The organism is Streptomyces sp. NPDC090022 (assembly GCF_044748145.1).
Taxonomy (GTDB): Bacteria; Actinomycetota; Actinomycetes; order Streptomycetales; family Streptomycetaceae; genus Streptomyces.
Genome location: NZ_JBIVFN010000002.1, coordinates 22,265 through 46,512 on the forward strand (window position 1 = coordinate 22,265; position 24,248 = coordinate 46,512).

The 24,248-nt window shown below is 73.1% G+C and carries 21 protein-coding genes, 3 tRNA genes and 1 pseudogene; 12 read left to right on the forward strand and 13 right to left on the reverse strand.

Features of this window, described 5'->3' with window-relative positions; all coding sequences use genetic code 11:
• Positions 1-45 precede the first annotated feature (45 nt).
• From tadA to ACIPXB_RS04575, 8 genes are all read left to right on the forward strand, one after another.
• Positions 46-474 carry a tRNA adenosine(34) deaminase TadA gene (gene tadA, locus ACIPXB_RS04540; RefSeq protein ID WP_401445791.1) on the forward strand — a complete coding sequence of 143 codons (429 nt, stop codon included), beginning with the start codon at positions 46-48 and terminating at the stop codon, positions 472-474.
• Positions 475-567: 93 nt separating this feature from the next.
• Positions 568-654: transfer RNA gene (locus ACIPXB_RS04545), tRNA-Ser, on the forward strand.
• Positions 655-786: 132 nt separating this feature from the next.
• Complete coding sequence (locus tag ACIPXB_RS04550; protein ID WP_401444499.1) at positions 787-1,080, forward strand: hypothetical protein; 294 nt, start codon at positions 787-789, stop codon at positions 1,078-1,080.
• A gap of 380 nt (positions 1,081-1,460) precedes the next feature.
• Positions 1,461-1,622: a hypothetical protein gene (locus tag ACIPXB_RS04555; RefSeq protein WP_401444501.1), complete on the forward strand. Its 162-nt coding sequence runs from the start codon at positions 1,461-1,463 to the stop codon at positions 1,620-1,622.
• 230 nt (positions 1,623-1,852) lie between these two features.
• A complete protein-coding gene (locus ACIPXB_RS04560) occupies positions 1,853-2,695 on the forward strand; it encodes an RNA polymerase sigma factor SigF (RefSeq protein ID WP_401444504.1) in 843 nt (280 codons plus the stop codon).
• 221 nt (positions 2,696-2,916) lie between these two features.
• Positions 2,917-3,756 carry an RNA polymerase sigma factor SigF gene (locus tag ACIPXB_RS04565; protein ID WP_401444507.1) on the forward strand — a complete coding sequence of 280 codons (840 nt, stop codon included), beginning with the start codon at positions 2,917-2,919 and terminating at the stop codon, positions 3,754-3,756.
• A 44-nt stretch (positions 3,757-3,800) separates the two neighbouring features.
• Complete coding sequence (locus ACIPXB_RS04570) at positions 3,801-4,592, forward strand: hypothetical protein (protein WP_401444509.1); 792 nt, start codon at positions 3,801-3,803, stop codon at positions 4,590-4,592.
• Positions 4,593-4,714: 122 nt separating this feature from the next.
• The gene (locus ACIPXB_RS04575) at positions 4,715-6,388 is read left to right on the forward strand and encodes an MDR family MFS transporter (RefSeq protein WP_401444511.1); all 1,674 of its coding nucleotides are present in this window, start codon (positions 4,715-4,717) and stop codon (positions 6,386-6,388) included.
• Between the two features lie 3 nt (positions 6,389-6,391).
• Here ACIPXB_RS04575 and ACIPXB_RS04580 read toward each other — a convergent pair whose 3' ends face one another.
• From ACIPXB_RS04580 to ACIPXB_RS04620, 9 genes are all read right to left on the reverse strand, one after another.
• Positions 6,392-7,069 carry a TetR/AcrR family transcriptional regulator gene (locus tag ACIPXB_RS04580; RefSeq protein ID WP_401444514.1) on the reverse strand — a complete coding sequence of 226 codons (678 nt, stop codon included), beginning with the start codon at positions 7,067-7,069 and terminating at the stop codon, positions 6,392-6,394.
• Between the two features lie 89 nt (positions 7,070-7,158).
• On the reverse strand, positions 7,159-9,366 hold the full coding sequence (locus ACIPXB_RS04585) for an ArnT family glycosyltransferase (protein WP_401444516.1): 2,208 nt from the start codon (positions 9,364-9,366) through the stop codon (positions 7,159-7,161).
• Positions 9,363-10,640, reverse strand: a complete 1,278-nt coding sequence (locus tag ACIPXB_RS04590) for a glycosyltransferase (RefSeq protein WP_401444518.1) — start codon at positions 10,638-10,640, stop codon at positions 9,363-9,365. Before ACIPXB_RS04590 ends, ACIPXB_RS04585 begins: the two co-directional genes overlap by 4 nt.
• Before the next feature lie 25 nt (positions 10,641-10,665).
• Complete coding sequence (locus ACIPXB_RS04595; RefSeq protein WP_401444520.1) at positions 10,666-12,201, reverse strand: sensor histidine kinase; 1,536 nt, start codon at positions 12,199-12,201, stop codon at positions 10,666-10,668.
• Positions 12,202-12,260: 59 nt separating this feature from the next.
• Positions 12,261-12,974 (reverse strand): response regulator transcription factor, encoded by a 714-nt coding sequence (locus ACIPXB_RS04600; protein WP_401445793.1) that lies wholly within the window; start codon positions 12,972-12,974, stop codon positions 12,261-12,263.
• Between the two features lie 187 nt (positions 12,975-13,161).
• Positions 13,162-14,055 (reverse strand): amidohydrolase family protein, encoded by an 894-nt coding sequence (locus tag ACIPXB_RS04605; protein ID WP_401444522.1) that lies wholly within the window; start codon positions 14,053-14,055, stop codon positions 13,162-13,164.
• The gene (locus tag ACIPXB_RS04610) at positions 14,039-14,377 is read right to left on the reverse strand and encodes an antibiotic biosynthesis monooxygenase family protein (protein ID WP_401444524.1); all 339 of its coding nucleotides are present in this window, start codon (positions 14,375-14,377) and stop codon (positions 14,039-14,041) included. The genes ACIPXB_RS04605 and ACIPXB_RS04610 overlap by 17 nt, the downstream gene beginning before the upstream one ends.
• A 114-nt stretch (positions 14,378-14,491) precedes the next feature.
• The gene (locus ACIPXB_RS04615; protein WP_401444526.1) at positions 14,492-15,376 is read right to left on the reverse strand and encodes a DUF2797 domain-containing protein; all 885 of its coding nucleotides are present in this window, start codon (positions 15,374-15,376) and stop codon (positions 14,492-14,494) included.
• On the reverse strand, positions 15,373-15,807 hold the full coding sequence (locus ACIPXB_RS04620) for an Lrp/AsnC family transcriptional regulator (RefSeq protein ID WP_401444528.1): 435 nt from the start codon (positions 15,805-15,807) through the stop codon (positions 15,373-15,375). Before ACIPXB_RS04620 ends, ACIPXB_RS04615 begins: the two co-directional genes overlap by 4 nt.
• A 112-nt stretch (positions 15,808-15,919) precedes the next feature.
• On the opposite strand from ACIPXB_RS04620, the pseudogene ACIPXB_RS04625 reads away from it, so the two are divergent.
• Positions 15,920-16,670 (forward strand): annotated as a pseudogene (locus tag ACIPXB_RS04625) (SMP-30/gluconolactonase/LRE family protein).
• Positions 16,671-16,690: 20 nt separating this feature from the next.
• On the opposite strand, the gene ACIPXB_RS04630 reads toward ACIPXB_RS04625, so the two are convergent.
• The 3 genes from ACIPXB_RS04630 to ACIPXB_RS04640 all read right to left on the reverse strand — a co-directional run bounded on the left by ACIPXB_RS04630 (position 16,691) and on the right by ACIPXB_RS04640 (position 17,559).
• On the reverse strand, positions 16,691-17,056 hold the full coding sequence (locus ACIPXB_RS04630; protein WP_401444530.1) for a PH domain-containing protein: 366 nt from the start codon (positions 17,054-17,056) through the stop codon (positions 16,691-16,693).
• A 111-nt stretch (positions 17,057-17,167) separates the two neighbouring features.
• Positions 17,168-17,240: transfer RNA gene (locus tag ACIPXB_RS04635), tRNA-Arg, on the reverse strand.
• A gap of 228 nt (positions 17,241-17,468) precedes the next feature.
• Positions 17,469-17,559 (reverse strand) — tRNA-Ser (locus ACIPXB_RS04640).
• A 180-nt stretch (positions 17,560-17,739) separates the two neighbouring features.
• Between ACIPXB_RS04640 and ACIPXB_RS04645 the strand changes: the two genes are divergently transcribed.
• The 3 genes from ACIPXB_RS04645 (at position 17,740) to ACIPXB_RS04655 (ending at position 22,407) form a co-directional block, all read left to right on the forward strand.
• Positions 17,740-18,162: an SSI family serine proteinase inhibitor gene (locus ACIPXB_RS04645; protein ID WP_401445796.1), complete on the forward strand. Its 423-nt coding sequence runs from the start codon at positions 17,740-17,742 to the stop codon at positions 18,160-18,162.
• Positions 18,163-18,281: 119 nt separating this feature from the next.
• A complete protein-coding gene (locus tag ACIPXB_RS04650; protein ID WP_401444533.1) occupies positions 18,282-21,815 on the forward strand; it encodes a PAS domain-containing protein in 3,534 nt (1,177 codons plus the stop codon).
• A gap of 13 nt (positions 21,816-21,828) precedes the next feature.
• Positions 21,829-22,407, forward strand: a complete 579-nt coding sequence (locus tag ACIPXB_RS04655; RefSeq protein WP_401444535.1) for an antibiotic biosynthesis monooxygenase — start codon at positions 21,829-21,831, stop codon at positions 22,405-22,407.
• Positions 22,408-22,459: 52 nt separating this feature from the next.
• Here ACIPXB_RS04655 and ACIPXB_RS04660 read toward each other — a convergent pair whose 3' ends face one another.
• Positions 22,460-24,121 carry a long-chain fatty acid--CoA ligase gene (locus ACIPXB_RS04660; protein WP_401444537.1) on the reverse strand — a complete coding sequence of 554 codons (1,662 nt, stop codon included), beginning with the start codon at positions 24,119-24,121 and terminating at the stop codon, positions 22,460-22,462.
• Positions 24,122-24,248: the final 127 nt, after the last annotated feature.

Sequence of the window (24,248 nt, forward strand, 5' to 3'; positions counted from 1 at the left end):
GGGACCGTACGGACGGATCCCGTGCGCGACCCGTGGCAGGAGGCCATGCGCCGGGCGCTGGCGGAGGCGGCCCGGGCGGTGCCGGCCGGCGACGTACCGGTCGGCGCCGTCCTGCTCGGCCCGGCCGGTGACGTCCTGTCGACCGGGTACAACGAGCGGGAGGCGACCGGTGATCCGACGGCGCACGCCGAAGTGCTGGCCGTCCGGCGGGCCGCGGCCGCCCTCGGCGAATGGCGGCTTCCGGGGTGCACCCTCGTGGTCACCCTGGAGCCGTGCGTGATGTGCGCGGGGGTGCTCGTGCAGGCGCGCCTCGCCCGGGTGGTCTACGGGGCGCGCGACGAGAAGGCGGGCGCCGCCGGTTCGCTGTGGGACCTCGTACGGGACCGCAGGCTCAACCACCGGCCGGAGGTGATCCAGGGCGTGCTGGAGGAGGAGTGCGCCCGGCAGCTGACCGAGTTCTTCCGCGCGCTGTGACGGATCGCGTGCCGTGACGGAGACGGCGTGACGGAGACGGCGTGACGGATACGGATTTCAGAGCACGGGCATCCGTGGGCTAAGCTCTCTCTCGGTAGCGTGTCCGAGCGGCCGAAGGAGCACGCCTCGAAAGCGTGTGAGGGGGCAACTCCTCCGTGGGTTCAAATCCCACCGCTACCGCTCTGATCGAGAGCCCCGCCCCGTAAGGGTCGGGGCTCTCGGCGTATGCGGCACATGCGGGGCCGCCGGAGCGGTTGCTCCGATCAGAACCCGCGGCGTGACCGCCTCGGGCACAGGGCCGTTGAACACGTCATGACCAAGACCCAGCGCCTGCTGGCCGCCGTCGCCCTCGCGGGTGCCGCCGCCGGCTTCGCCGCCCCCGCCGCCTCCGCCGCCGTCCTGCCGCAGGGCCCGCTGACCCTGCCCGACCTGCCGTCGGCCGCGCCGGGAATGCCCGAGGGCGCGACGCCCGGCTCGGTGCAGGAGATCGGCGCCAAGCTGAACGAACTGAACCAGCTGAACCAGCTGACGGCGCTGCCGGACCACCTCGCGCCGGTGATCGCCCCGGTCGAGCCGGTGCTGGGCCTGGCGGGCGCCATCCAGTAACCACGGCCACCGGCCCGGCCGTCCCGGACACGGCGAAGGCCCCGACCGAGGTCGGGGCCTTCGTCCACCCGGGACGGGGGAAGCGGCAACGGGGGGACAAGCCGCTCCCCCCGAGGAGGACGGGACCTGCCGGTCCGGCCGCATTCAGGGGGGAAGCATGCGGCCGGACCCCGCAGTGAGGCCCTGTCCCTGTGCCCTCCGGTTTCCTGCCAGAACCGGTGGGCTCGTCATCCATTCTGCTCTCCCCGCAACCGGGGCGGCCCCGGCGAAGGGCCCCTCATACCGGGTCATTGGTCCATAAAGGACAGGTGAGAGCCCCCGGCCGACCGGCTAGACTCACGCGCGTTTGCACGTACCGGCAGGGGAGGCCGAAAGCGCTCGTGGACACCAGGAAGATCGTCGTGGGCGCGCTCGTCGTGTTCGTGCTCTTCACGATCATCACCCAGCCGGTCAAAGCAGCGGAGATCGTCCAAATCGGCTTCCAGGGCATCTCGGATGCCGCCAACGGAATCGGCGAGTTCATGACCGAACTGGTGCGCTGAACCCGTACGCCGACACGGTTCCACGACTTTCCGGCCCCCTGCTCCGAGGAGCGGGGGGCCTTCTGTGTATCAGGCGCGCCCACCACGGCCCGGCCTCCCTCGGACCACCCCCGCCAAATGTCCAACTTGCCCTCAACACGGCGATATACGGTGCTTGCACACAGTGCGCATCTCTTGTGATGCTATGACCGCTTTTATTGAATGCATTGACATGAAGGGGTGGCGTGACCGTGCCGGCCAGTACTGCGCCTCAGGTGCCACCCCAGCAGGATCCCCAGAACGACCCCGCACCGGCCGCCCGGCCCCAGAGCCGGGGCGCGGACACCCGGGCGCTCACCCAGGTCCTCTTCGCCCGCCTCAAGGGCCTGGAGCCGGGCAGCAGCGAGCACGCGCGGGTGCGGGGGGCCCTGATCGAGGCCAACCTCCCGCTCGTCCGCTACGCGGCCGCCCGCTTCCGCAGCCGCAACGAGCCGATGGAGGACGTCGTCCAGGTCGGCACCATCGGCCTCATCAACGCGATCGACCGGTTCGACCCGGACCGCGGGGTGCAGTTCCCGACGTTCGCCATGCCGACGGTGGTGGGCGAGATCAAGCGGTACTTCCGCGACAACGTCCGCACCGTCCACGTACCGCGCCGGCTGCACGAGCTGTGGGTCCAGGTCAACGCGGCCACCGAGGACCTCACCACGCTGCACGGGCGCACGCCCACCACCCCGGAGATCGCCGAACGGCTGCGGATCACCGAGGAGGAGGTGCTCTCCTGCATCGAGGCCGGCCGGTCGTACCACGCGACGTCGCTGGAGGCCGCCCAGGAGGGTGACGGACTGCCCGGCCTGCTCGACCGGCTCGGGTACGAGGATCCGGCGCTGGCCGGGGTCGAACACCGCGACCTCGTGCGCCATCTGCTCGTACAACTGCCCGAGCGCGAACAGCGGATCCTGCTGCTGCGCTACTACAGCAATCTGACGCAGTCGCAGATCAGCGCGGAGCTCGGGGTGTCCCAGATGCACGTCTCCCGGCTGCTCGCGCGGAGCTTCGCCCGACTCCGGTCCGCAAACAGGATCGAGGCGTAACCGGATCGGGTGGAGATCGCTCCCCGCGTTTCCCGACAGATCAGGCTCATTCCGGTCTGTCGCTGGAGTTATATGTCGACTTGGCGCTACAGCGCGTTGCCGACATGTGACATTCTGCTGGAACCGCGTTTGCCGCAGCCCCGCCTCCGGTATTCAGGTGGAGGCTGCGTTCCTCCGACGGGCGCGCCGTACGCGACCGTCCGCGACCTCAAGGGGGTGGCATGTCCGAAGACCAGGGCAGCTCCAAGGTGCTCACGCTCGAGAAGAGCGAGGCGCCGGCTGTGGCCGACCGCTCGGAAGCCATCGACACCCGCACCCTCTCCCGCTCCCTCTTCCAGCGTCTCGCCGCCCTGGACGCGGACAGCCCCGAACGGGCGTACGTACGCGACACCCTGATCGAGCTGAACCTGCCGCTGGTGCGCTACGCGGCGGCCCGGTTCCGCAGCCGCAACGAGCCGATGGAGGACATCGTCCAGGTCGGCACGATCGGCCTGATCAAGGCGATCGACCGGTTCGACTGCGAACGCGGCGTGGAGTTCCCGACGTTCGCGATGCCGACCGTCGTGGGCGAGATCAAACGATTCTTTCGCGACACGTCCTGGTCGGTGCGGGTCCCGCGACGGCTCCAGGAACTGCGGCTGGCGCTGACCAAGGCGAGCGACGAGCTGGCACAGAAGCTCGACCGCTCCCCGACCGTGCCCGAACTCGCCGCCGTGCTCGGGGTGTCGGAGGAGGAGGTCGTGGACGGCCTCGCCGTCGGCAACGCGTACACCGCCTCCTCACTCGACTCGCCCTCCCCGGAGGACGAGGGCGGCGAGGGCTCGCTCGCGGACCGGCTCGGCTACGAGGACAGCGCCCTGGAGGGCGTCGAGTACCGGGAGTCGCTCAAGCCGCTGCTCGCCAAACTCCCGCCCCGGGAACGGCAGATCATCATGCTGCGATTTTTCGCCAACATGACGCAGTCGCAGATCGGCGAGGAGGTCGGCATCTCGCAGATGCACGTCTCGCGGCTGCTGACGCGCACGCTGGCGCAGCTGCGGCAGGGGCTCATCGGCGAGTAGCCGCCCCTCTGGTGATTTGACGCAGCGTCAGGAACACTGGCGCGATGCGAAAGGGATCGCTGACGCTGTTCGCCCTGTGCACGGCCGCCGCCGCCCTGACGTCCGGATGCGGCGGCCCCGCGCGGGACGGCTACGTGGCCGTGGGCGCCGCGGCGGCGGGCCCGGAGCGGGGCGCGGGCGAGCTCGTGCCGCCGAAGGGCGCGGTGGAGCTCCAGCCGCTGCCGGGGCCGTCGGCGGCCGGAGCGGCCGGCTCCGCACCCGGCGGCACGGCGAGCGCGTCGACGACACCCGCGGCGGGCCCCGGCGAGACCCCTGGCGCCCCCGGTTCCGCCGCCGTCGGCACGTCCGGTTCCGGCGGCGCTTCCGGCACCTCCGGTTCTCCCGGCCCGGGGGGCGCGCCCGTCCCGCCCGGCGCCTCCGGCGGTCCCGGCTCCCCGCAGACACCTGGCGGTACACCGTCCTCCGGCACGCCGTCCACGGGCGGCCCGGGTACGCCGTCCAGGCCGCCCGGCACGACACCCCCCGCCACCCCGGCCGCGCTGCTGCTGAGCAACCCGACGCGGGCGGCCGCGGCCGAGCGCTGGTGCGAGCGGGTCACGGTGACCTTCGCCAACACGGGCGGTACGGCGGCCCGTTCGGGCACGGTGACCTTCTCCACCCACATCATCGGCGCCCTCGGCGTGGACTGGGCCACCGTCACCACGACCCAGCCGCTGCCCGCCCCGATCGCGGGCCTGTCGGCGAAGACGCACGTCTACACGGTGTGCGTGGAGGCCTGGCGGGTCCCCCTGGGCATGCACGTCGAGACCCGGAAGGTCACCGCCACCTGGAGCTGAGGGCCGCCCGCGTCCGGCGGGAGGCCGGGGCTGCGCGGTTTTCCGATTCCTTTACCGCCGGAACGTCCCGATTCGTTTGCCTGTAGCAACCACCCGCTCCTATGGTTGCCCTAAGCAACAAGATGGGGAGGGTTTCCGTGCCGGCCACCACGACCACGTCCGACGGCGCACCCATGACACACCCGCAGATCATGAAGGCACTGTCGGGGCTCATGCTCGGCATGTTCGTGGCGATCCTGTCCTCGACGATCGTCTCCAACGCGCTGCCGCAGATCATCAGCGAGCTCGGCGGCACCCAGTCCTCCTACACGTGGGTGGTCACCGCCGCCCTGCTGTCGATGACCGCCGCGACACCGCTGTGGGGCAAGCTGGCCGACCTCTTCAGCAAGAAGCTCCTGGTCCAGATAGCCCTCGTCATCTACGTCCTCGGCTCGGTCGTCGCGGGCATGTCCCAGAACACCGGCACGCTCATCGCCTGCCGCGTCGTCCAGGGCATCGGCGTCGGCGGCCTCTCCGCGCTGGCGCAGATCGTCATGGCCGCGATGATCTCCCCGCGCGAGCGCGGCCGCTACAGCGGCTACCTCGGTGCCGTCTTCGCCGTCGCCACCGTCGGCGGCCCGCTGCTGGGCGGTGTCATCACCGACACCGCGTGGCTGGGCTGGCGCTGGTGCTTCTACGTCGGCGTGCCGTTCGCCGTCATCGCGCTGATCGTGCTCCAGCGCACGCTGAAGCTCCCCGTCGTGCGCCGGGACGTCAAGGTCGACTGGCTGGGCGCCTTCCTGATCAGCGCCGCGGTCTCGCTGCTGCTGATCTGGGTCACGCAGGCCGGCGACTCCTACGACTGGGTCTCCTGGCAGACGTACGCGATGGTCGGCGGCGCGGTGGTGCTCGGCGTGCTGTTCGTGCTCACCGAGGCGAGGGCGAGCGACCCGATCATCCCGCTGCGGCTGTTCCGCAACACGACCATCAGCCTGGCCTCGGCCGCCTCGCTCTTCGTGGGCATCGCGATGTTCTCGGGCACGGTGTTCTTCAGCCAGTTCTTCCAGCTGGCCCGGGGCGAGTCCCCGACCATGTCCGGGATCCTCACCATCCCGATGATCGGCGGACTCTTCGTCTCCTCCACCGTCTCCGGGCAGGTCATCACCAGGACCGGCAGGTGGAAGGCGTGGCTGGTCTCCTGCGGTGTGCTGCTGACGGCGGGCCTGGGCCTGCTCGGCACCCTGCGCCACGACACCCCGTACGGGCGGATCGCCGTCTTCATGGCGCTGACCGGTCTCGGCCTCGGCATGATGATGCAGAACCTCGTCCTCGCCACCCAGAACCAGGTGGCCCCCGAGGACCTGGGCGCGGCCAGTTCGGTGGTCACCTTCTTCCGCTCGCTCGGCGGCGCGATGGGCGTCTCCGCGCTCGGCGCGCTGATGGCGCACCAGGTCACCGGCTACGTCACGGACGGCCTGACCGCGCTCGGCCCGAAGGCCGCCGCGCTGGGTCACGGCGGCACCGGCGGCGGGGCCATCCCGGACCTCGGCGCGCTGCCGGCGCCGGTGCGCGAGGTCATCGAGTCGGCGTACGGGCACGGCGTCGGCGACGTCTTCCTCAGCGCCGCCCCCTTCGCGCTGCTGTCCCTGCTGATCGTGGTGTTCATCAAGGAGGTCGCCCTGCAGTCGAAGCCGATGGCGGCGGCCCCGGCTGCCTCCCCGGGCGCCTCCCCGACCGCCTCCCCGGCCGCCTCCCCGGCCGCCTCCCCGTCGGACGAGGACCGGTCCACCGCGGCCCCGGCCACCGTGGACCGGTAGACCCTAGCGGTCGGGGTCGGGCCGCGGGCCGGCCTGGTCCGGGACCGTGCCGCCCGCGGCGGCCTTGGCCCCGATGCCCGCGATCAGGATGTCGAGCGCGAGGCCGAAGTCGGCCTCGGGGGCCCGGCGGACCGTGCCGGCGCCCCCACAGCCGTGCAGGAACTGCGAGACGGCCAGGTGGGCGCCGGCCCGGCCGGCATCGGTCAGGCCGACGGCGTCCAGCAGCCTCTTCAGCGCCGCGTCGAGGGCGCGGGCGTGGGGGCCGATGTTGGGGTACTCGGCGGCCAGCGGGGCGATCCACGCGTGGTCGGCCAGCACCCGCCGGTAGCCCTGGGCCAGCGCCCGCAGCCCGCCCGGCCAACCGCCGGGGGCGCCGTCACCGGGGGCGCCGTCACCGGGCAGGGGCAGCTCGCCCAGGGCGCGGTCCAGGGCGAGTTCGAGCAGATCGTGCTTGGTGTCCACGTACCAGTACAGGGACATCGCGGTCACCCCGAGCCGGCCGGCGAGGCGCCGCATGGAGAACCGGCCGAGCCCCTCGGCGTCGAGCAGGTGGACGGTGGCGGCGGTGATCCGGTCCCGGTCCAGTCCGGACGGCGCCGCGTCGGTACGGCGCCGGGTCGCGGGGGCGGGCCTGACCACCAGCCACACACTGGTGCGTGCCGCACCGGCCGCCATCGCCATGGGAGCACCCTCCTCGCCCGCCGGAGCGTCCCGGTATGCCCGGTCCGCCCTTCTTGATGCTAGAGGGTGCCTCCCGGCCGGTGGTGGGTTCAGGCCTTCGGAGCGGTCAGGTCGTAGAGCGTGGTGCCGCCGACCGTGACCTCGGTGAAGTTCTCCTGGACCCAGCTGGAGATGGCGCCGCTGGTGTCGCCGCCGGGGCCCATGCGCATCCCCGAGCCGCCACCGATGTAGTAGTGGATCTTCCCGGCCTTCACGTACGCCTGGAACTGCGCCAGCGTGGGGGACGGGTCGCTGCCGTTGAAGCCGCCGACCGGCATCACCGGATCTCCGGTGGCGAGTTGGTAGCTCGCGGCGTTCTGCGCGCCGGTGGTGGCGGCCACCCAGGTGTAGCGGCCGGAGTCGGCGGCGAGCGCCTTCTTCACGGCGGCGTCGACGCGGGTGCCGTTCAGCAGACCGCCTGCGCCGCCCGGACCGCCAGGGGCCATCTCGCCCCGGCCGCCGGGGAACTGGCCCGGCCCGGCAGCGCGCTTGCGCCCGTCGGGGGCCTGGCCGCCCGGTCCCTGACCGTTCGGCGACTGACCGCCCGGTCCCTGACCGTTCGGCGACTGACCGTCCGGCGCCCGGCCGTCCCGGCCCGTGCCCGGGCCCTGACCGGGGCCCTGCCCCTGGGCCTGGCCCTGGGCCTGGCCCTGGGGGCCGTTCTGCGGGGGGACGAGGGCCGCGCCCGGCGGGAGTTCGCCGCCCGGACCCAGCCGCATGGCGCCGCCCGGGCCGCGGCCACCGGCGACCGCGGGACCCGCCGTCACGATGGAGCCGGCGTGCGGGGTGTTCACCGTCGTCAGGCAGTACGCGAACGGTCCCGCCAGCGCCGTACCCAGTCCCAGCACGACCGTGCCGCGCACGAACCGGGAGCCCAGCCGCCCGCCGGCCAGCAGCCCGGCGGCCGCCAGGGTCCCGGCCACCAGCACCGCCCAGCGCAGCCACGGCACGTACGACGGCGCCCGGCCGAGCAGGACGTACGACCAGAGCGCGGTCAGCGCGAGCGTGCCGGCGAGGGTGGCCGCCGCGAGCGGGGAGTGCCGCTCCTCCCACAGGACGGCGACGCCCATGCCGACGAGCGCGGCCACGAACGGCGCGAGCGCCACGGTGTAGTACTCGTGGAAGATGCCCTGCATCCAGCTGAAGACGACGGCGGTGATCAGCAGGCAGCCGCCCCAGGCGAGGAAAGCGGCCCGGGCCATGCCCTCCAGGGAGTCCGTGGCCCGCCGGGCCCGCCAGGTGATCACCAGTCCCGCGACCAGCAGCACCAGCGCGGCCGGCAGCAGCCAGGAGATCTGACCGCCGATATTGGCCGAGAAAAGCCGGTCGATGCCGGTCTCGCCCCATCCGCCCCCGCCCCGGCCGGCGCCGCCGCCCGGGCCCGCGCCGCCACCGCCCACGCTGCCGGTCTCGTTGCCGTTGATCCGGCCGAGGCCGTTGTAGCCGAGGGTCAGCTCCAGGAAGGAGTTGGTCTGTGAGCCGCCTATGTACGGGCGGGAGGCCGCCGGCCACAGCTCGACGACCGCCACCCACCAGCCGCCGGTGACCACCATCGCCAGCCCGGACAGCGCCAGCTGGCCCAGCCGCCGCAGGGGGCGGGCCGGCGCGCAGACCGCGTACAGCAGGACGAGCGGCGGCAGGATGACGAAGGCCTGCAGGGTCTTGGTCAGGAAGCCCATGCCGACCGCGATGCCGGCGTAGACCAGCCACCTGGTGTGCGCGCCGTCGAGGGCGCGCAGCACGCAGTACACGGTGACCGTCAGTAGCAGCGTCAGCAGCGCGTCGGGGTTGTTGAAGCGGAACATCAGCGCCGCGACCGGGGTCAGGGCGAAGACCGTACCGCTGAGCAGGGCGGCGGCCGGCCCGAACTGGCGGCGTACGGCGGCGTAGAGGACCGCGGTGGTCGCCACGCCCATCAGGGCCTGCGGGACCAGGATCTGCCAGGCGCCGAGGCCGAAGAGCCGGACCGACAGGGCCATCGGCCACAGGGCGGCCGGGGGCTTGTCGACGGTGATGGAGTTGCCGGCGTCGGAGGAACCGAAGAAGAAGGCCTTCCAGCTCTCGCTGCCGGCCTGGACGGCCGCGGAGTAGAAGGAGTTGGCGTATCCGGAGGCCCCCAGGTTCCACAGCAGCAGGACGGCGGTGCCGAGCAGCAGGACGGCGAGCGCGGGACGCTCCCAGCGCGGCAGGACGGCGCTCGCGACGGCGGCCCGTGGCGGGGAGGCGGGTGGGACGGCGGCGAGGGAGGCCGTGGTCATCGCGTGGTGTCCTTCGCGTGGGGGGCCGGGCGCTCCGGGAAGACCCAGCCGCGGAAGAGCAGGAAGCGCAGCACGGTCGCGGCGAGGTTGGCGGTGATGAGCACGGCCAGCTCGGTGCTGTGCGCCGGGTGGGCGGTGGCCGCGTCGAGCGCGGCCAGCGAACCGGCGGTCAGCGTCAGTCCGATGCCGAAGACGAGCAGCCCCTGGGCCTGATGGCGCAGGACCCGCTCGCGGCCGCGCACGCCGAAGGTCAGGCGCCGGTTGGCGGTGGTGTTGGCGATGGCGGAGAGCAGCAGGGCGGCCGCGTTGGCCGCCTGGGCGCCGGTCCCGAGCCGGAAGAGGGTGTAGAGGGCGAGGTAGCAGAGCGTGGACAGCAGGCCGACCGCGCAGAAGCCCAGCAGCTGGCGGGCCAGGCCGCGCGGTACCCCGGTCAGGGCCCGGTCGCGCGGGTCGTCGCCGAAGGGCCGGGCGAGGCGGTCCAGCGGCAGCGCGCCCACGGCCAGCGCCCGGCCCACCCGCCACATGCCCTTGAGGTCCTCGACGGCCGTCCCCAGGATGTGGACGGTGGAGTCGGGGTCGTCCACCCAGTCCACGGGCACCTCGTGGATGCGCAGCCCGGCGCGCTCGGCGAGTACCAGCATCTCGGTGTCGAAGAACCAGCCGGTGTCCTCCACCAGCGGCAGCAGCCGTTCGGCGACGTCGCGGCGGATGGCCTTGAAGCCGCACTGGGCATCGCTGAACCGGGCGGCGAGGGAGGAGCGCAGCAGCAGGTTGTAGGCGCGGGAGACGAACTCCCGCTTGGCGCCGCGCACCACGCGGGAGGAGCGGGACAGCCGGGTGCCGATGGCCAGGTCGGAGTGGCCGGAGATCAGCGGGGCCACCAGCGGCAGCAGCGCGTTGAGGTCGGTGGACAGGTCCACGTCCATGTAGGCCAGGACGGGGGCCTCGGAGGCGGCCCAGACGGTCCGCAGCGCCCTGCCCCGCCCCTTCTGGTCCAGCCGGACGCTGCGGACCCCTTCGACCCCGGCGGCGAGACCGGCGGCGACCTCGGGGGTCCTGTCGGTGCTCGCGTTGTCGGCGATGGTGATGCGGAAGGGGTAGGGGAAGGTCCGCGTCAGGTGCTCGTGGAGGCGGCGGACACAGGGTTCGAGGTCCTTCTCCTCGTTGAAGACCGGGATGACCACGTCCACGACGGGTGTACCGGGCCCGCCGGGGCCCAGGACGTCGAGCGGGGTGCGCGCCGGGAGGGCTCCCGGTGAGATGTCGGTTGGCATGCCCCGATCTTCTCCGAGTGAGCTGTCACCGTGGTGTGGCGGCCCTGTGCCCGTGCTGTGAGTCAGGCCACGGCACCGCCGTGCCGCCGTGGGAAGTTGCATGTGGCCGTGCCGCAGGGGGGAGTTGTACGTCGAACCGGGTGCACCCCGGTTCACTGTGCACGCCGACCAGCCCGCCGTGTGCCACGACGACGGCCCGGACGATGGCCAGACCCAGCCCGGTCGACCCGGCGTGCCGGGAGCGGGAGGCGTCACCGCGCGCGAACCGCTCGAAGACGTGCGGGAGCAAGGCGGCCGGGATGCCCGGGCCGTCGTCCTCGATCTCGACGCGGACGGTGTCGGGGCCGGACCGGACGCGGGCCGTGACGGTGGTACCCGCCGGGGTGTGGGTGCGGGCATTGGCCAGCAGGTTCACCAGGACCTGCTGGATCCGGGCGGGGTCGGCGTGGACCCCGGCGGGCCCTTCGGGCAGTTCCAGCCGCCAGTGGTGGCCGGGGCCGGCGGCGCGGGCGTCGCTGACGGCGTCCACGACCAGCGGGGCGAGGTCGGTGTCCTCGCAGGACAGCGGGCGGCCCGCGTCGAGACGGGCCAGCAGCAGCAGGTCCTCCACCAGGCCGGTCATCCGGGTGGCTTCGGACTCGATGCGGCCGAGCGCGTGCCGGGTGTCGGGGCCGGGCTCCTCGCGGCCCCGGCGGGTGAGTTCGGCGTACCCGCGGATGGAGGCCAGCGGGGTCCGCAGCTCGTGGCTGGCGTCCGCGACGAACTGACGGACCCGCATCTCGCTCTGCTGGCGGGCGGTGAGCGCCGAGGAGACATGGCCCAGCATCCGGTTGAGGGCGGCCCCGACCTGGCCGACCTCGGTACGGGGATCGGCCTCGGCGTCGGGGACCCGCTCGTGCAGGGCGGGCTCACCGCTGTGCAAGGGGAGTTCGGAGACCCGGGTGGCGGTGGCGGCGACCCGGCGCAGCGGGCGCAGGGCGACGCCGACCAGAGCCTGGCCGGCCAGGGAGGCCGCGATCAGTCCGGCGAGGGTCACGCAGACCTCGACCGCGACCAGCGTGCCCACGGTGGAGTGCACCCGGTCCAGCGGGAAGGCCAGGACGACGTTCCCCCCGGGAAAGGTGCGCGCCAGGTAGGCGCCGCGATCGGGCAGGTCGACCTGGACCGGGTTGCCGCGGCCCCGGCCGGCGGCGGCCGCCAGCGCGCGGGCCTGCCGGTCGCTGAGCGGTCTGATGACGGCGTACTCCGGTGCGTCGTCCGGCTCGCTGCTCGCGCTCTCCCGGATCGTGCCGTCCTTGTCGAGGAGCACCGCGGCCGCACGCATCGGCGCGCCGGGGGCCACCACGAAGCCGAGGCGGTGTCCGTAGAAGAGCCGTTCGCCGCCCTTGTCGGCGGGCTTGCCCGGTGCCGGCGGCCGGGACGCCATCTCGACGGCGGTCCGCAGCTGGTCGTCGAGCCGGCCCATCAGGTAGGAGCGCAGCGCCAGGGTGGTGACCGTACCGATCACCGCGCCGACGACCGCGATCAGCGCGACCGAGGTGACGACGAGCCGGGTCCGCAAGGACCACGGCCGTGCGGGTCGGGATGTTTCACGTGAAACACGCGCCCGGCGCCTGCGCACTACTCCCCCGGCTTGATCAGATAGCCCGCCCCGCGCCGGGTGTGGATCATCGGGCTGAGGCCGGGTCCGCTCTCCAGCTTGCGCCGCAGGTAGGAGATGTAGAGCTCGACCACGTTGGCCTGGCCGCCGAAGTCGTAGGACCACACCCGGTCCAGGATCTGGGCCTTGCTCAGCACCCGGCGCGGATTGCGCATCAGGAAGCGCAGCAGCTCGAACTCGGTGGCGGTCAGGTGGATCTCCCGGCCGCCCCGGCTGACCTCGTGACTGTCCTCGTCCAGGCGCAGATCGCCGACCTCCAGGACGGACTCGCCGCGCGCGGCCTGGGCGGCGCCCGAGCGGCGGATCAGCCCGCGCAGCCGGGCCACGACCTCCTCCAGGCTGAAGGGCTTGGTGACGTAGTCGTCGCCGCCGGCCGTCAGGCCCGCGATGCGGTCCTCGACGGAGTCCCTGGCGGTCAGGAACAGCACCGGGACCTGCGGGATCTCGCGCCGCAGCCGCCCGAGGACGGCCAGCCCGTCCATGTCGGGAAGCATGATGTCGAGCACCACGACGTCCGGACGGAACTCTCGGGCCGCCCGCACCGCGCTCGCCCCGTCGCCCGCGCTGCGGACCTCGCAGCCCTCGTAGCGCAGGGCCATCGACAGCAGCTCGGAGAGCGAGCGCTCGTCGTCGACGACGAGCACCCGGCAGGGTCCGCCGTCGGCGCGGACCATGGCCGCGGGGGAGGCGGTGGACGTGGCGGACGTGGACGCGTGGGATGTGGTCGTCGCAGTCATGCCGACCAGGCTGGCGAAGGCCTCTGAGAGCCCTCTTGTCGGTTTCTGTGAATCTCCTGAGAAAGAAGCCGCGCCATTCGCGACCGCCGGGCGGGCCGCGGGCGCCGCGCCGGCCGGGACCCGATCAGGCGGGACCCGGCCCGCGGAGCCCGAAGAGCCGGGCCGCGTTGTCGTGGCAGACGGCCCGCAGCCAGTCGTCACCCAGGCCGAGCCGGTCGAGGGCGTCGAGCTGGTGCTCGTAGGGATAGGGGATGTTGGGGAAGTCGGTGCCGAGCAGGATCCGGTCGCCGAGGTCGGCCAGCCGGCCACGGTCCCCGGCCGGGAACCCGGTGAGCCGCTCGGCGAAGTCGGTGAAGGCCATGGTGGTGTCCAGGCGCACCTCGCGGTAGCGGTCGGCGAGGTCGAGGAAGTCGGCGTACTCGGGCATCCCCATGTGCGCGACGACCAGCGGCAGCCGGGGGTGGCGGGCCAGCAGCCGGCCCACCGGCCCGGGCCCGGTGTACGGGCCTGGCACCGGCCCGGACCCGCAGTGGACCACGATGGGGATGCCGGCCTCGGCGAGCAGCCCCCACACCGGGTCCAGCCGCTCGTCGTTCGGGTCGTACCCGCCGACCTGGAGGTGCGCCTTGAAGACGCGCGCCCCGCCCTCGACGGCCTGCCGCACGTACGCCGCCACCCCGTCCTCGGGGAAGAACGTGGCGGTGTGCAGGCAGTCCGGTGTGCGGGCGGCGAAGTCGGCGGCCCAGGAGTTCAGCCAGGCGGCCATCGCGGGCTTGTGCGGGTACAGCATCGACGTGAAGGCGATCACCCCGAAGTCGCGCAGCAGTGCGACCCGTTCCTCCTCCTCGTGCCGGTAGGTGATGGGCCACGCGACGCCCGTCAGCGGGCCGACGGCGTCGAAGTGGTCCCATACCTTGGCCAGGACCCGCTCCGGCATGAAGTGCGTGTGCACGTCGATCAGTCCGGGCAGCGCGAGCCGCTCACGGAAGGCCCGGACCGCCTCAGCCGTTGCGGGCAAAGCCGTGGCTCCGCTCTACGGTCGCGACGTGCAGGGTGTAGCTCTCGTACCAGTGGGCGCGGCCCCGCGCCATCGCCGCCTGGTGCTCCATGTCCCGGCGCCACACGTCGAGCGACGCGTGGTCGCGGAAGTAGGCGACGGTGATCCCGAGGCCGCCGGGGGTGCGCGCGGACTCGTAGCCGAGGAAGCCGGGGTTGGCACCGACGATCTCCTGCATGCGGGCGTTGGTCTCGGGATATCCGCTCTCGTCGGGGGTGCGGACATTGCTGAAGACGGCCATCACATAAGGCGGTTGGAACGCCTGAACGGGCTGGATGCTCATGGCTCCACCCTCGGCGGGCGGGCCCCGGCATGTCCACCTCGAACGGCCCCGGAAGCCCAAAGGGATCCAAGTTTTGACCTTGCCCGCCGGAACGCCCCGCTCCGGCGTGCCCGCTCAGAACAGTCCGCCCTGCTCCACCGGGGGCAGCCCCGGGCCGGTCCCGGCCATCGGCACGTCGGTGACGGCGGCCGCGGCAGCGACGCCCAGCCCCCAGCCGGCCAGCAGCCGGGTGTCCAGCACGAGCCCGTCGGCGAAGTGCAGGTCCGGTCCGGCGGCCGCGGCGAGCCGGCCCGCGACCGTTCCGCCGGGCACCAGCTCGGTGACCACCCGGGCCGGGTCGGGCAGCCCGTCGGGCCAGAACACCGCGGCGTGGTCGGCGACCTCGCACGCCAGCCGCTCCAGCGACTCCGGCCAGCCGGGCAGCGCCGCCGCCCGCGCGTGCAGCTCGGCGACCTCCCGGGCCCGCTCGGGGCCCGGCGGCAGCTGCGCCCGTACCGCACGCTTGCGCGCGTACGCGATGCGGTCCGGCACCCCGAGCGCGGCCCGCAGCAGCTCCTCGGTACGCCGGGCCGCCATCAGGGGCCCGCGGCCCAGCCAGGTCCAGGTCACCGCGCCCTGCTCCAGCAGCCGCGCGGACCCGCGTTCCTCGGCGGTGATCCCCACCTTGACCGTCCCCGGCCCGAACCAGGCCAGGTAGACCCGGTAAGGGCGCGGATCACCGGCGTTGGTGTCGGCCGCCACCGAGAAGGACCGGTCGAGGCGGGCGCACTCGGGGCACTGGGCGCTGCCCGCGCGGCCCGGAACGGTGCACGCCGTGGGGCACGGGGTCCGCTTCCCGGCCCGCCGCACGCCGAGGCAGCGCCGCTCACCGCCGTCCACGGTGAACAGCAGCGGGGCCCCGTACGTCAGGCGGCTGGCGGTCTCCTGGCCCAGCGGGCCGTACCAGCCGATGGCCGGCCCGTCGCCGGTCCACCGCAGTCCGGTGCACCGCCAGGTCACAGCGGGAGCGGTCGCTCGAAGAAGGTGTCGAGCACGACGGTCGCCTGGGTGCCGCTGACCCCGTCGATGGCGTACAGGCGGCGCAGCACGTCCTGCAACTGCGCCGTGGTGGCGGTACGCACCTTGACCAGCACGGAGGCACTGCCCGCGATCACGTGCGCCTCCTGGATCTCGGGGATCTCCTCGAAGGCCACGCGGGAGTCGCCCATCCAGGCGGTGGAGTCCACCATCACGTACGCGAGTACCCCGCTCCCGACCGCCGCCGGATCCACATCGACGGTCGTACGCCGGATCACCCCGCGCTCGCGGAGCTTGCGTACGCGCTCGTGCGCGGCTCCCGCCGACAGACCGACGGCCGCGCCCAGCACGGCGTAGGACTGACCGGCGTCCTGCTGCAGACGCAGGACGAGGGCCCGGTCGATGTCGTCCACGCGCTCTCCTTACCCCAGTCTTCTCCCCAACCCCTTGCGAAGACCGTACCGCATCCTGCAATCTCACCAGCGACCCGAACAGAATTCGGCATCTAACCCACAGAGGAGAATGATGTCATCCGTCGCGGACCCGAACCTGTACGAGATCCTGGACGAGCGGTTCCGGACCGGCCGCTGCGCCAACGGCGACATGCGCCTGGAGCGGCTCTACGACGACTGCCGCTGGGCCGAGGGGCCGCTGTACCTGCCCGCCGGGTGACACGCACCGAACCGGACGGGACGGTGACGGTCCTCGCCGACCGCTGGAAGGGCAGGCGGCTCAACAGCCCGAACGACGCGGTCGTCGCTCGGACGGCTCGGTGTGGTTCTCCGACCCGGACTTCGGCATCACGAGCGACTACGAGGGCCACCGCGCCGTGAGCGAGATCGGCGCCTGCAACCTCTACCGGGCGGACCCGGCGACGGGCGAGGTACGGCTGGTCGCGGACGGCTTCCTCGGCCCGAACGGCGTGGTGTTCTCCCCCGACGAGCGCGAGCTCTACGCCGCCGACACACGGGCCGGCCACATCCGGGCCTTCACCGTCCGCGACGACGGCACCCTCACCGACGGCCGGGTCTTCGCCGACTGCCCGCAGGTGGACAACATCCGCTTCGACGACACGGGCCGCCTGTGGGCGGCGGCGATGGAGGACGGCGTGCGCTGCTACGCGGCCGACGGCACCCTGATCGGCCGGATCAGGGTGCCGGAGCCCGTGTCGAACATCGCGTTCGGCGGCCCGCGCAACAACCGCCTCTTCCTGACCGCCACCACATCCCTGTACTCACTGGTGATGTCGGTGACCGGCCTCCCGCGCGTGCGGTGAGGCCCGCGCGCCGCGATCGCCTAGCGGGCGACGAACTGCGTCAGGATCGCCTGCACCTGGTAGATGTCCACGCCCTTGGTGAAGGTCTTCTGGACCGGCATCTGGCTGCCGGAGATCCAGATCTTCAGCTCGGCGTCGAGGTCGAAGGTGCCGGCGGTCTCCACGGCGAAGTGCGTGATGCTCCGGTACGGAATGGAGTGGTACTCCGTCTTCTTCCCGGTGATGCCCTGCTTGTCGACGAGCAGCAGCCGCCGGTCGGTGAACAGGATGGTGTCCCGCACCAGCTGGAAGGCCGCGTGCACCTGCTCCCCCTGCCCCATCAGGCGCGCGTAGTCCTGCTGCGCCTGCACCGGGTCGACGGTGTGCGCGTTCCCGAACAGCCCCATGACATCCCCCTTTGAAGATCGAACGATCTTCAAACCCTATCCAGCCCCCCAGACCTCCTCAAGGCCCGAACACAAGAGGCCCCCCGGCGAACCGGGGGGCCTCTTCGGCTGTGCACTCGGCAGGATTCGAACCTGCAACCTTCTGATCCGTAGTCAGATGCTCTATCCGTTAAGCTACGAGTGCTTGGGCTTCCCGGGGTTTTTCGCCCCGTTGGCCTTGCGAGAACAACAATACATGGACCTCGCCGGGACGCGAAATCCATTAGTCACACGCGGCCTGACCTGCGGAAACACCCTTCCGGGCACCCTCTCCGGGCGGTCTGGGCGGATGTGACCCGGCGCACGGTCACCGGGAAATCACGCACCACACGACGAAGCCCCGGTCCATACGGACCGGGGCTTCGGCAAGGTGCGGAGGCGGAGGGATTTGAACCCTCGATGGACGGTAAAGCCCAAACCGCATTAGCAGTGCGGCGCCATAGACCGGACTAGGCGACGCCTCCAGCGCGCCCTCGCGTACGAGGGTGCGTGCAGATGATGACACAGGCGCGGGGCCGGTCACCAATCCGCTCTCACGGTACAAGGAGCGGCACCCGCAGAGCAAAGGCTTACGGCGAGGAACGTCCGGGCGGGCGCGTCGTTGGGCACGGCGTACGACGTACGGACGACCTGGAGTGATCTTGATGCGTCTCGCCGCCCTCGCCGTCACCTCAGCCCTGGCCGCCGCGGCCGCCGGCCCCCTGCCCCCGCTCCCGCTCGGCCGGCTGCTGGCCCCGCCCGACCGCCTCACCCTCACCGTGGCCCACACCGGCAATCCGCACACGGACGGCGAGTACTGGCTGGCCTGCGACCCCGTCGACGGCACCCACCCCAAGGCGGACCGCGCCTGCGCCCGGCTGGCCGAGCTCGCCCGGGACGGGAAGGACCCCTTCGCGCGCGCTCCCCGCGACGAGATGTGCACGATGGCGGACGGCGGACCGGCCACCGCCCGCGTCCGGGGAACCTGGCAGGGCCGCGAGGTGGACACGACGTTTCGGCGGCGCAATGGCTGTGAGATCAAGCGATGGAATGAGTTGGAACCTCTGCTTCCGGGTCGGTCGCGCTGACCTGGGAGGATGAGGAATATGCCGCGGATGAGCCGTGCATCCGCCGCCCCCCGCCGGGCCGGTGCCCTTAGACTCCTCCCGTGACATGCCGGTAGTCGTGGTCAGGGAGGAAGCTCGTCGTGAGCAGCAGGCCATCCCGAGGCGCTGCTCGCCTCGCAGCAATACTCGACGCGCTTCCCGACGCGCTCCTGCTCGTCAACGCCAACGGCACGGTGGTGAACGCCAATTCCATCGCCCTGGCCGCGATGGAGAGCCCGGGCACGGGACTGGTCGGGCGGGGCGTGCTGGACCTCCTTCCGCAGTTCGACTCCAAGCTCATCCCCGGCTCCATGCGGCGGCCCGGTGAGGACGACGAGGGCCGGACCAAGCCGACGCGGATGATCGCGCGCCGTACGGACGGCAGCGAGTTCCCCGTCGAGGTGACGAGCGCCAACCTCGACGGACGCGACGCCTACCGCGAGCCCCAGCCCGGCTACACCGGCGACGAGTTGCTCATGCTCGTGGTGCGCGACCTGTCCGACACCGTGGACACCGAGGCCGAGCTCGCCCGCTCCCAGCGGCAGACCGAGATGATCCTGCGCGCCGCCGCCGAAGGCGTCGTCGGCACCGACACCGACGGCCGCGTCGTCCTCGTCAACCCGGCCGCCGCCCAGATCCTCGGCTACCGCGCCACCGACCTCGGCAACCGCGAGCTGCACGGCCTCATCCAGCACTCCAGGGCCGACGGCTCCCCCTTCCCCTTCGAGGAATCCCCGCTCGCCGACACCCTGCGCAGCGGCCGCAAGCACCGCGTACGCGGGCAGGTGCTGTGGAACAAGGCCGGCCGGCCCGTCTCCGTCGACCTGACGACGTCGCCGGTGCGCGACGGCGAGCAGCTCGTCGGGGCGGTCATGACCTTCACCGACCGCCGCCCGTACGACGCCCTGGCCGCCCGGCACGCCCAGCTGCTCGCGGTGCTCGGCGACGCCCTGCGCGGGCCGCTGGAGGAGCTGCGCGGCGAGCTGGCGACGCTGGCCGCCGACGACGCCGGCCAGCTGTGGCCCGAGGCCAACCAGCTGCTGCACCATCTGGCCGCCGGCTACTCACGGATGACGACCCTCGTCGACAACGTGCTGGGCTTCCAGCGGCTGGACGCCGGCACCGAGAAGCTCGCCAAGAAGAAGGTGCTGATCAACGGCGTCGTGACCGCCGGTGTCGACGGCGCGGTCGAGCTGATCGGACCGGGCCGGGCGCAGTTCGCGGTGCATGCGCCGACGATCGAGGCCGAGGTGGATGCGGAGCGGATCGCGACCGCGCTCGCCCACCTGATCGCGGACGTCGCCGGTGTCGACGCCACCGGCAAGACCCCGCAGGGCAGCGGGTACATGGACTCCACGATCGTGGTGGCGGCCGCCCAGCGCGGCGATGTCGTACGCATCGAGGTGCGCGGCCCCTACGACGGCGGGAACCCGGTGCACGAGCCGATCGTGCGGGGCATCGTGACCGCGCACGGCGGTGTGCTCCAGACGGTCGAGGTGCCGGGCGCGCCCGGCGGGGCGTACGTCCTGGAGCTGCCGCTCGGCGCGGGCGCCGGCACCGTGACACTGCCCGACCCGGAACCCGAGCCGGAGCCGGAGGCACCGAAGGGGGCCGGCGGCACGGCGGAGGAGCAGGGCAAGGGTGAGGGCGCGGCGCGGCCCGGCGGCCGGCGCGCCCGGCGCGGTGTCGACGCGTTCCTGGAGGACGAGGCGGCCGCCGGTGCTGCCGGCGGTACGCCGGCCGGTGCCGACGCCGCCGCGGGTGCCGGTGGTGCGCTGGCCCTGCCGTCCGGGCGGCGGCGGGCCGGCACGGCCGCGCCCGAGCTGGCGCAGGCACCGGTGCACCCGGCGGGTCTGGGAACCGGACGGCGCCGCGGCCGCGACGGCGACGGGGCCCCGGAGGGCGCCGCCGGGCGTCCGGTCCCGCCGCAGGGCATGCCGGCGCTGCCGCCCGTACCGCCGTCCCTGCCCACGGGCGCGGCCACGGCCGCTCCGGTGGCCCCCGGCGCGCCCGGCTCTCCCGTACCGCCCGCGTCTCCTGTCGCTCCCGCGGCCCCCGTACCTCCCGCTTCCGCGGTGCCGCCGGTGCCGGCCGCCGAACCGACGGCCGGGCGCCGCCGGGCGCTGGCGCCGGCGCAGGAGGTCCCGGGCCGGCCGTCGCCGCCGCAGACCGGTGGACCCGTACCGGCGACGGGCCTCGGTCCCGTGCCCGGGCCGAACGGCGCCCGCCCGGCCGTGCCGCCTGCACCGGCCGCTCCCACGGCCCCCGTGCCCCCGGCCACGGCGATGCCCCTGCCCTCCGGGGCTCCGCAGCCCGGACCCGCCCGGCCCGTACCGGGTCCGGACGCCGCGCCCGGCGCCGGCGGCCCTGTCATGGCCGCCGCCACCGCCGGCCCCGCACCCGTGGGCGACGCCGCCGTCACGGAGACCGCCGGACGCCGCGGCCGCCGGGCCCTCGGCGCGCCCGCCGCCGCGGAACCCGCGCCCGAGACCCCCGAGACCCCGCTGCCCGCGCAGGACGGTCCCACCGGCCGCCGCCGCGCCCTGCCCGCGACCCCGGCGTGGCCCGTGCCCTCCGCCCGGAACGCGCCCGAGCAGGAGGCGGCCGAGCCGATCGCGCTGCCCGGCACCCGGCAGCCGCAGGACAACCCCGCGCAGCCGATCAGCGTGCGCACCCTCGGCCAGGGCGTCGACACCTCCGCCATGACGGCGCCCGGCACCGACACCGGAGCGGGTGCCGGAACCGGCTCGGGCCGCCGGCGCCGGCTCGCCGAGCCCGCGCCCCAGGGCCGCGCCTTCGCCATAGGGGCCCCCGAGGCGGGCGCCGCCGAGGGACCGGAGCCACTGGACGGTCCCGGTGGCGCCGTCGAGGTGGTCAACCGCCCCGCGCCGCAGCCCGTGGACGACGAACTCCCGCCGGAGCCGCTGGACAACCCGCGCCGCCTGCTCGTGTGGCCGGCGCCCGACGTACAGACCCAGCAGGCGCTCAGCGAGCGCGGCTACCGCCCGGTGATCGTGCACTCCCGCGAGGAGGTGGACGCGCAGATCGCCGCGTTCCCCGCCGCGCTGTTCGTCGACCCGCTGACCGGGCCGATCACCCGCACGGCCCTGCAGTCGCTGCGGCAGGCGGCCGTGGCCGCCGAGGTGCCGGTCCTGGTGACGGCGGGCCTCGGCCACGCGACGCGCGAGGCCGCGTACGGCGCGGACCCGGCCGTCCTCCTCAAGGCGCTCGCGCCGCGCGACAGCGAGCAGCACCCCTCGCGCGTGCTGCTGATCGAGGAGAAGGACGAGATCGCCACCGCGCTGACCGCCGCCCTGGAACGGCGCGGCATGCAGGTCGCACGGGCGGGCGCGGACACGGACGCCGTGGAGCTGGCGAGCCGGATGCGGCCCAACCTGGTGGTCATGGACCTGATGCAGGTACGCCGGCGCCGGGCCGGGATCGTGGACTGGCTGCGCGCCAACGGGCAGCTGAACCGCACCCCGCTGGTCGTCTACACGACCGCCGGTATCGACCCGGCCGAGCTGCCCCGGCTCGGCTCCGGCGAGAGCGTGCTGTTCCTCGCCGAGCGGTCCACGACCGCCGAGGTCCAGGGCCGCATCGTGGACCTGCTGGCGAAGATCGGCACCAATTAGCCACCCTGTACGGATGGCTCTCACCACCGGAACCACCGAACACAGCGTCCCCGCCGACGACGGGGAGGTGACCCTCCTCATCGCCCGGCAGGTCGAGCCGGGCTACGAGGAGGCGTTCGAGACGTGGGCACGGGGGATCCTCGAGACCGCCGCGACCTTCCCGGACCACCTGGGGTACGGGCTGTTCCGTCCGGCGGCCGAGGGCGCGCCCTGGTTCCTCGTCCACCGTTTCCGTGACCAGGCGGCCTTCGAGGCCTGGCAGGCCTCGCCCGAGCGGGAGCGGTGGTTCGCGAACTGCGAGGGCCACCACCACACCGAGACAGCCCGGCGCGAACTGCACGGCATGGAGACGTGGTTCGCGAAGCCCGGAACGACCCGGCCCGCGCCCCCGCGGTGGAAGATGGCGATCAGCTCGGGGCTGGCCATCTTCCCGATCTCGCTCGCGGGGAACGCGCTGCTCGGGCCGTTCCTGATGGACTGGCACGTCGTCCTGCGGACCGCGGCCTTCGCGGTCGTCTTCAGCACCCTGATGACCTATGTGGCGATGCCCGCGGTCAGCAGACTGCTGCGGCCCTGGCTCACGCGCGGCTAGCCGGACCGGGCGGCCCTGGCTCACACGCGGCTGGCCGGGCCGCCCGGGCGCCTCAGTCGAGCAGGGTGACCTGGAGCTCGCCGTCCGCGTACTGGCGCCTGATGACCTTCTTGTCGAACTTGCCGACGCTCGTCTTCGGCACCGCCTCGACGATCGTCCAGCGCTCGGGCAGCTGCCACTTGGCGATGGACTGGGCGAGGAACGCGCGCAGCGCCGTGTAGTCCGCGCCGGCCCCGTCCTTGAGGACGACGGTGGCCAGCGGGCGCTCGCCCCACTTGTCGTCGGGGACGGCGATGACCGCGGCCTCGGCGATGTCGGGGTGCGCCATCAGCGCGTTCTCCAGCTCGATGCTGGAGATCCATTCGCCGCCGGACTTGATGACGTCCTTGGTCCGGTCGGTCAGGGTCAGGTACCCGTCCGCGCTGATCGTCCCGACGTCGCCGGTCCTGAGCCAGCCGTCCGCGCTGAACTTGTCCTCGGGGCGCAGAGGTTCGCCGGTGGGCCCGTTGTAGTAGGCGGCCGCGATCCAGTTGCCACGGACCTCCAGCTCGCCCGCCGACTGCCCGTCCCACGGCAGCAGGTCGCCGCCGGGGCCGATCAGCCGCGCCTCGACCCCGGCCGGGAAGCGGCCCTGGGTGACACGGTAGGGCCACTCCTCCTCGGGGGTCAGACCGGCGGGCGGGTGGGCCATGGTGCCCAGCGGCGAGGTCTCGGTCATGCCCCAGGCGTGGCACAGCCGGACGCCGAGCTTGTCGTAGGCCTCCATCAGCGAGGGCGGGCAGGCCGAGCCGCCGATGGTGACCTGCTTCATGGAGGACAGGTCGCGCGGGCTGGCCGTGACCTCGGCGAGCAGGCCCTGCCAGATGGTGGGGACGGCCGCCGCGTGCGAGGGCTTCTCGCGCTCGATCATCTCGGCGAGCGGGGCGGGCTGCAGGAAGCGGTCCGGCATCAGCATGTTGATACCGGACATGAAGGTGGCGTGCGGCAGACCCCAGGCGTTGACGTGGAACTGCGGGACCACCACGAGGGTGGTGTCGCGGTCGGTCAGGCCCATCGACTCGGTCATGTTGACCTGCATGGAGTGCAGGTAGATCGAGCGGTGGGAGAAGACGACGCCCTTGGGGTCACCGGTGGTGCCGGAGGTGTAGCACATGGCCGCGGCCTGACGCTCGTCCAGCTCGGGCCAGTCGTACGAGGTGGGGCGGCCCGCGATCAGCTCCTCGTAGTCGTGGACGCGGAAGCCGCGCTCCTGGGCGAGGGCCTCGAGGCCCGAGCGGTCGCCGATGCCGGAGACGACCACGTGCTCGACGGTCGGCAGGTGCGGCAGCAGCGGGACCAGCAGGGGCAGCAGCGTGCCGTTGACCAGGACGACCCGGTCGGCCGCGTGGTTGACGATGAAGACCAGCTGCTCGGGAGGGAGCCGCAGGTTGAGCGTGTGCAGGACCGCGCCCATCGAGGGGATCGCGAAGTACGCCTCGACGTGCTCGGCGTTGTTCCACATCAGGGTGCCGACCCGGTCGTCCTGCTGGACCCCGAGCTCGTCGCGCAGCGCGTTGGCGAGCTGGGTGGTGCGGGCCCCGACCTCGGCGAAGCTCCGGCGGTGCGGCTCGGCCTCCCCCGTCCAGGTCGTGACCTGGGACTTTCCGTGGATCGTCATCCCGTGATGAAGGATGCGGGTGACAAGGAGCGGGACATCCTGAATGGTGCTCAGCAAAGCGTCCTCCCGGGGGCGCTGCGGCGCTGCGGCGGCTTCGGTTCGAAGCCGATTCTGCGCACGTACCGCCTGGTCTGTCACTACCCGGGAGTACAAAGCCGTGACGGAAACCGTGCCCGGTCCGGCT

Coding starts and splice junctions, on each gene's coding strand:
- ACIPXB_RS04585 (WP_401444516.1), bottom strand. CDS start 9,366: ATGACCACGGCCTCCCTCGCCGCCGTCCCACCCGCCTCCCCGCCACGG.
- tadA (WP_401445791.1), top strand. CDS start 46: ATGCGCCGGGCGCTGGCGGAGGCGGCCCGGGCGGTGCCGGCCGGCGAC.
- ACIPXB_RS04655 (WP_401444535.1), top strand. CDS start 21,829: ATGGCTCTCACCACCGGAACCACCGAACACAGCGTCCCCGCCGACGAC.
- ACIPXB_RS04575 (WP_401444511.1), top strand. CDS start 4,715: ATGGGGAGGGTTTCCGTGCCGGCCACCACGACCACGTCCGACGGCGCA.
- ACIPXB_RS04565 (WP_401444507.1), top strand. CDS start 2,917: ATGTCCGAAGACCAGGGCAGCTCCAAGGTGCTCACGCTCGAGAAGAGC.
- ACIPXB_RS04570 (WP_401444509.1), top strand. CDS start 3,801: ATGCGAAAGGGATCGCTGACGCTGTTCGCCCTGTGCACGGCCGCCGCC.
- ACIPXB_RS04550 (WP_401444499.1), top strand. CDS start 787: ATGACCAAGACCCAGCGCCTGCTGGCCGCCGTCGCCCTCGCGGGTGCC.
- ACIPXB_RS04610 (WP_401444524.1), bottom strand. CDS start 14,377: ATGAGCATCCAGCCCGTTCAGGCGTTCCAACCGCCTTATGTGATGGCC.
- ACIPXB_RS04630 (WP_401444530.1), bottom strand. CDS start 17,056: ATGGGGCTGTTCGGGAACGCGCACACCGTCGACCCGGTGCAGGCGCAG.
- ACIPXB_RS04600 (WP_401445793.1), bottom strand. CDS start 12,974: ATGGTCCGCGCCGACGGCGGACCCTGCCGGGTGCTCGTCGTCGACGAC.
- ACIPXB_RS04590 (WP_401444518.1), bottom strand. CDS start 10,640: ATGCCAACCGACATCTCACCGGGAGCCCTCCCGGCGCGCACCCCGCTC.
- ACIPXB_RS04645 (WP_401445796.1), top strand. CDS start 17,740: ATGCGTCTCGCCGCCCTCGCCGTCACCTCAGCCCTGGCCGCCGCGGCC.
- ACIPXB_RS04580 (WP_401444514.1), bottom strand. CDS start 7,069: ATGGCGATGGCGGCCGGTGCGGCACGCACCAGTGTGTGGCTGGTGGTC.